We start from the raw sequence: 4,334 nt of genomic DNA, 5'->3' as shown, positions 1-4,334 counted from the left end.
CTGCGGCGCCGGCGGGAGGCGGTGCGCCTAGCGCCGCAGGAACCTCTTCCAGGGCGCGCGACGGCCTGGCGCGGGCCAGCATCCGCTCATAGACGGGGTCGGCCTGCGCGGTGGTCGTCGGTGGCGCAATCGGGGCGGCCGGCCGGGGCGCGGACGCGGTGGCTGCCGGCTGGCCGGGCTGCGGCCCGGCCACAGGCGTCTCGCCGCCCGGCAGCCCGGCGCTTGCCACCGGCATCTCGCCAGGCGGTGCGGCGCCGGGGGCGCCAGGCAGCGCCGCGGCGATCTCCAACTGGTCCGGCGTCGGCGCACCCGACGGCATCGCCGGCGGTGGCGCCTGCGCGATCGCCGTTTCGGCCGACACCGCCGCCGGCGGCGCGACGGACCCGGCGCCGATCGTGCCGACGACCCCGGACACCGAGGTGATCAGGCCGCCCAGGTCGCGGACCGTCGCCGCCTGCTCCGGCACCGTGGCGGCGCGGCGGCTGGTCGAGGCGCGGGTCCGGAACAGCGCCAGGCCGATCTGGTTCCGTGCGGCGTCCAGCGCGGCATACTGCTCCGGATTGGCGCGCCGTCCGCCACGCTCGTCGAGCATCTGCTTCGCATCGACGATCTGCTGCTTGAGCTTGGTCAGGCGCCTTCGCGTGGTGTCGACCGCCAGGTCGAGGGTCGAGCGGGTCGTCTCGACCTTGCGGGCCAGCAGGCTGGCCTCGGCGACGGGCCCGGCGGAGGCGGCGGGCGCGGCCTCCGCCGGCTGCTGCATGCCGGTGCCGCCGTCCGGCGCCTTGTTGTAGTCGGGGAAGGGCTTCTGCGCCGGGCTGTCGGCGCACCCCGCGGCCGCCAGGGCCAGGAGCATCGCCGAGTGCCGTGCCAGGAGCAGCGGCGAGCGTGGGATCTTGGTCGTCATGACGATCCTCACCAGGTGGGAGGAAGTTCGCTGATCACCAGAACGGCGGGAACCGGCCGGGTCGAGGTGTCGACCGCCGCCACCCAGACGGCATAGGTGCCGTTGGCGGGCCTCTGGAAGGTGATCGCGGGGTTGATGCCGCCATCGTCGGAATCGTCGGCGCAGACCCATGCCCCGGCCGGCGTGTGGACGAGGAGGGCGACGTCGGAGCCCGCGGCGGCATAGATGCTGAGCGGGCGCTGGCCGTTCTCGAACTCGATCTTGGCGTCGGCCCGGCCGGGCGTGATGTTGCCGACGCAGTCCGGGCCGAGCCCGGCGACCGAATACGGACCGCCGGCGATGACGCCGATCGGGAAGGGGTCGACCGTGAAGCCCCCGTTCAGGGACACGGTCTCATAGGACGGCCGGGCGTCGGCATCGGGGGCGCCGGCCGGTGCCGTGGTGGCCACCGGGGTCGCCGCCGTCTGGGCGGCGGCCTGGGCCGAGACCATCGCCCAGGCGACGGCAACCGCGACGCCGGCCGGCGTCTTACGGTGAGGCATCCGTTCCTCCCTGCGGCTGGCCGGCTCGGTCACTCGACGAGCCGGGCGAGGCGTCGGGCAGTCCTGCGCCATGCGCCTGACTGATGGGAAGCCGGAATGATCCCCTCATTGGCGCCGTTGGTCAATGGAGCCCCTCCAACCTGCCAAATGAGACCCAATCAAGATCGATCGGGATACTGATCCGGCAAGGGGGAGATCATGGGGGCCTGGCCGAACGGTGCGGTCATATTGTCCGGGAGTCGGTAAGGGCCGCGGAATCCCTTGGTGTTCAGGCGTTCGGAGCGATGGTCATTTGGCCAACCAGACGTTCCAGTAGCGCGGCGCGTCCGCCGGCCACACCTTGAAGCCCTGCACCCGCCTGGCGACGGCGTAGTCCGAGGCGTGCAGATACAGGCTGGCGGCCGGCGCCTCCTCGGTGAACAGGCGGCCGATCTGGTCCAGCACCGACTGCATCTGCGCCCGGTCGGTGGTGGCGTTGGCCTGGGCCAGCAGGTCGATGGCGCGCGGGTCCTTCCAGATCTTGCGCGGCTGCGGGCCGATGATCCGCTCCCACTGGCCCAGCGGGTCCAGTCGCGGCGAGTAGGAGAAGGACTGGGTCTGGAACTTGCCGGTGGTATAGGCGTCCAGCTGTGCTGTCCATTCCAGCACCTCGAGGTCGACGTTGAGCCCGACGCCGCGCAGCATGTCCTGCATCAGCACGGCGCAGTCATACATCTCGGCATAGCGCTTGTTGGCGGTCATGACGATGCGCTGGCCCTTGTAGCCGGCCTCGGCCAGCAGGGCCTTGGCCCGCTCCGGGTCGTAGGGCAGGGCGTCGGTCTGGGCCTGGGAGTGGTAGGGGCTGAACGCCGGCACCGGCGTCGCCGAGAATTTCGAGCCGCCGAAGGTCACGGCCTCGGCGATGGCGGCGCGGTCCAGCGCCATCACGATCGCCTGCCGCACCCGCTTGTCCTGCAGCACCGGGTCCTCGGAATGCAGGATCAGCGCCTCCCAGCCCGGGGTGACGGCGGATTCGACCGTCAGGTTCGGGTTGCCCTGCAGCTGGATCCGGTCCTGCGATTCCAGCGGCGCGGTGTCCAGCGCCCCGGCCTGCAGCGCCGTCAGCTTGGCCGCCGCGTCCGGCATGATGGCGAAGCGGACCTTGTCGACATACACCTCCTTGCGGCCGACATAGCCGCTCATGGCGTCGTCGCGCGGGGTGTAGCCGTCGAAGCGGGTCAGCTCGATGTACTGGCCCGGGCGCCAGTCCGACAGGATGAAGGGGCCGGTGCCGACCGGCTTGTCCCAGCTGCCGTCCGGCTTGACCGAGGACGGGTGCAGCACCGGCGTGCCGCCGCAATCCATCCGCGCCAGATTGTACAGGAAGCCGGCATCCGCGCGGTTCAGCGCATAGACCACGGTGTCCGGGTCCGGCGCCGTGACGCTCTCGACCTTCAGCCCGTTGTCGCCGGTGTAGACGTCGCGGCAACGCCATTTGGTGGCCGGGTCCATCAGCCGGTCCCAGGACCATTTCACCTCGGCCGAGGTCATGGTGGCGCCGTTCTGGAACTTCACGCCCTGGCGCAGATGGAAGGTGTAGGTCCGGCCGTCCGGCGAGACGTCCCAGCGGTCGGCCAGCATCGGCCCGACCTCCAGGTCCTCGCGGAACCCGACCAGCCCCTCGACGATGTGCTGGTGCACGATGTCGGTGGCGCCGTCGCGGTCGACGCCCGGATTGGTGCTGCGGATATCGGCCGACAGCACCGTGGTGATGGTGCCGCCGCGCTGCGGCGCCTCGGCCGCGACGGCAGGGACCGCCGCCAGCGTCGCCGCCGCGGCCAGAAGCATGAGCCGGTTCATTCTGCCCCCTGTTTGTTTGTGGTTATGCGCTGAAGGCCGGTGCCCGGCCGGGGCCGAGCACGTCGTGGAAGAAGTCGCGCGCCCGCTCCGCCACCGCCGCGAAATCATGGGCGGCGCCGGGGATGATGTCGTGCCGCACCGCCAGCCCGTGGGCCTGCAGGTTGCGGCGCAGGCTGGTCAGCCGGGCGATGCGGTTGGCCCCGGCGCGGTTGGCGTCCGTCCTCCAGTGCCGGCTGCCGGGGCGGTGGGTGATCGACGCCGTCTCCAGGTCGCTGTCGCCGATTGCCAGATGCACCGGCACCCTGCGCATCGCCTCCAGCTCCGGGGCGCGGCCGAACAGCCGCTCCATGTCGCGGGTGCCGACCCACCAGCCGCGCTTCGGGTCGATCAGCGTCACCGATCCCGGGGCGCCGATCGACACGGCGCGCAGCCGCTCCGGATGCAGCAGCAGGAAGCGGTGGGCGAAATGGGCGCCGCCGGAGAAACCGGCCAGGCAGAAGCGGTCGAAGCCCAGGCCCAGGCGGGCCTCGGCCTCCGCCACCATGGCCAGCAGCAGCCGGTCGTACCGGATGTCGCCCTCGGCCAGGTATTTGTAGCCGTCCTCGTTGCCGTCGCCGAGCGGGTCGGCCGGGAACAGCGGCGCCAGCACCACGGCGCCGTGCCAGCGGGCGAAATCGGCAAAGGCGTCGCGGCTCGATTCGACGCCGCGCAGGCTGCCATGCACCGACACCAGCAGCGGCACCCGCTCGGTCGCGCGCAGCCTCGGGGGAATGAACAGGCTGTAGGAGAATCGCGGATCGGCGCGGCAGGACAGCAGGGGCGTGGCGCCCGTGCGCCGCGGGCCCGCCGCCGCCGGCCGAGCCGCCGATTCCTCCGATGCCTCGCGGGCCGTTCCGGCGCCCGCCCCGGGATCCGATCTCGCCACCCCGCCATCCGCCATTTGGCTTTCTCCAAAATTGGCGCCAATTTTGTCGTGACGATAGACGTCAAAATCGCGGGCGGCAACCCGGCATGCTACAAGGCGGCAGGCGCGGGGGCGGCCACGGGTG

General features: G+C 71.8%; 3 protein-coding genes and 1 pseudogene. All 4 read right to left on the bottom strand.

Features of this window, described 5'->3' with window-relative positions; genetic code table 11:
* Positions 1–904, bottom strand: a pseudogene (locus BWR60_RS35705) (hypothetical protein); the annotation flags it as partial.
* An 8-nt stretch (positions 905–912) separates the two neighbouring features.
* Complete coding sequence (locus tag BWR60_RS35700) at positions 913–1,446, bottom strand: peptidase S1 (protein WP_088158059.1); 534 nt, start codon at positions 1,444–1,446, stop codon at positions 913–915.
* A 288-nt stretch (positions 1,447–1,734) separates the two neighbouring features.
* Positions 1,735–3,285 (bottom strand): ABC transporter substrate-binding protein, encoded by a 1,551-nt coding sequence (locus BWR60_RS35695; RefSeq protein WP_179222090.1) that lies wholly within the window; start codon positions 3,283–3,285, stop codon positions 1,735–1,737.
* Between the two features lie 22 nt (positions 3,286–3,307).
* Positions 3,308–4,210, bottom strand: coding sequence for an alpha/beta hydrolase (locus BWR60_RS35690; protein ID WP_179222089.1), 903 nt, complete (start codon positions 4,208–4,210; stop codon positions 3,308–3,310).
* Between the last annotated feature and the right edge of the window lie 124 nt (positions 4,211–4,334).

The organism is Inquilinus limosus, assembly GCF_002195995.1.
In the GTDB taxonomy this organism is placed as follows: Bacteria; Pseudomonadota; Alphaproteobacteria; order DSM-16000; family Inquilinaceae; genus Inquilinus; species Inquilinus limosus_C.
Note: the sequence above shows the minus strand (reverse complement) of the source record. Positions and strands in the feature narration are given on the sequence as shown.